Here is a 2,147-nt window from a genome sequence, read left to right as displayed (position 1 = left end):
GGTGAAGGTCTGCAGCATGCCGACGGTCACTCCCAGCTGCTGGCATCCACGAACCCGGCCACGATCTCCTACGACCCGGCCTTCGGTTACGAGATCGCCCACATCGTGCGCACGGGACTCGAGCGCATGTACGGCGGGAACCACCCGGATCCGAACGTCATGTACTACCTCACGGTGTACAACGAGCCGTATGTGCAGCCGACGGAGCCCGAGGGCGTCGACGTGGACGGGATCGTCCGCGGCATCCACCGCATCTCGGTCGGCGAGGGCGAGGGTCCCCGCACCCAGCTGCTCGCGTCGGGTGTCGGCGTGCAGTGGGCGCTCGAGGCTCAGAAGCTGCTCAAGGACGACTGGGGTGTGATCGCCGACGTCTGGTCGGTCACGTCGTGGTCGGAGCTGCGTCGCGACGGCCTCGCAGCCGACGAGCACAACTTCCTGCACCCCACGGAAGAGCCCCGCACCGCGTACATCACCGAGAAGCTGCGCGACGCGCAGGGTCCTGTGGTGGCGGTCAGCGACTTCATGCACGCGGTGCAGGACCAGATCCGGCCCTGGGTGCCGCAGCGTTTCGCGACGCTCGGCGCCGACGGCTTCGGCTTCTCGGACACGCGCCCCGCAGCGCGTCGCTTCTTCAAGATCGACGGTCCGTCGATCGTGGTGCGGACGCTCCAGGCGCTCGCGCAGGAGGGCGTCGTCGACCGTGGCCTCTCGGCGCAGGCGATCGACAAGTACCGTCTGTACGACGTCACCGCCGGCACCAGCGGCAATGCGGGCGGCGAAAGCTGATAAACCGTATGACCTCACCACCGACCGCGTCCGAGAAAGCCGAGACCCTCGCCTGGCTGCGGCGCGTCTCAGGCGACCTCGCGTCGGCGACCATCAAGCGACTGGAGGACACTCTCCCCTGGTACGCAGAGATGCCGCCGGCGCGCCGGTCGGCGGTGGGGCTGGTCGCCCAGGCCGGCATCACGTCGTTCATCCAGTGGTACGAAGACCCCACGTCCACGCCCTGGATCGCCGCCGACATCTTCGCCGCTGCTCCCCGTGAGCTGCTGCGCAGCGTCAGCCTCACGCAGACCCTGCAGCTCATCCGGGTGACCGTCGCGGTCACCGAGGAGCGGGTGGCGGGCCGCGACGAGGACCTGCGGGAGGCGATTCTGCTCTACTCGCGCGAGGTGGCCTTCGCCGCCGCCGACGTCTACGCCCGTGCTGCCGAGGCCCGCGGTCTCTGGGACGCACGACTCGAGGCGTTGGTGGTCGATTCCATCCTCACCGGCGAGACCGATGAAGAGCTTCCCAGTCGCATCGCCGCTCTCGGCTGGCACGGTCACGGCGAGGTCGCGGTGCTCGTCGGCACGACGCCCCCGCAGTTCGACGTCGACCAGGTGCGCCGCACCGCGCGCAAGCTCGACGTGGACGTGCTGATCGGAGTGCAGGGCTCGCGCCTCGTGCTCGTGATCGGACGCTCGCAGCCCGCCGGACGCGAGGAAGCACCCGAGAACGAGCTTCCGTTCCCCGAGATCGCCCAGCGGCTGGAGCCGTGCTTCGGCCCGGGGTACCTGGTGCTCGGCCCCGCCGTTCCGGCGCTGGTCGAGGCGAGTCAGAGCGCGCGTGCGGCGTTGGCGGGCTTCGCCGTCGCCCGCGCCTGGCGCAACGCCCCGCGCCCCGTCGAGGCGGACGATCTGCTCCCCGAGCGTGCGCTGGCGGGCGATTCCGTCGCCAAGCAGACGCTCGTGGAGCGCATCTACCGGCCGTTGCAAGCGCACAGCCCTGATCTGGTGGCGACACTGTGGAGCTACCTCGACAACGGGCGATCGCTCGAGGCGACCGCGCGGGAGCTGTTCGTCCACCCGAACACCGTGCGGTACCGGCTCAAGCGCGTCTCCGACGTCATCGGCTGGGACGCGACCGGGCCGCGCGAGGCACTCATCCTGCAGACTGCGCTCATCCTGGGTTCGATCGGGACGGATGCCGCGCGTCGCCGACCCGCCCCTCACCGTCGACCGCACGCGTGAGCTGTAGTGGCAATACAAGGGATTCGGCGATTCTTGTGACGTGTTCGCCAGATGACCGGTCGTTCTTGTTGGCAGGATGGGTGAAGTGATCATCGCCGTCTTCCCCGGTCAGGGCTCGCAGACCCCCGGGTT

Annotated in this window: 2 protein-coding genes; both read left to right on the top strand. The window is 69.3% G+C overall.

What is annotated here, in order from left to right; translation table 11 throughout:
• A partial coding sequence (locus NQ160_RS22800; protein WP_441338273.1) for a transketolase-like TK C-terminal-containing protein occupies positions 1-786 on the top strand: 786 nt, incomplete at its 5' end.
• 8 nt (positions 787-794) lie between these two features.
• Positions 795-2,015, top strand: coding sequence for a PucR family transcriptional regulator (locus tag NQ160_RS22795; RefSeq protein ID WP_257517307.1), 1,221 nt, complete (start codon positions 795-797; stop codon positions 2,013-2,015).
• Positions 2,016-2,147 lie beyond the last annotated feature (132 nt).

This window comes from Microbacterium sp. zg.Y909 (assembly GCF_024626565.1).
The sequence above is the reverse complement of the archived record's forward strand: the minus strand, read 5'-3'. Positions and strand labels throughout refer to the sequence as shown.

Coding starts and splice junctions, on each gene's coding strand:
- NQ160_RS22795 (WP_257517307.1), top strand. CDS start 795: ATGACCTCACCACCGACCGCGTCCGAGAAAGCCGAGACCCTCGCCTGG.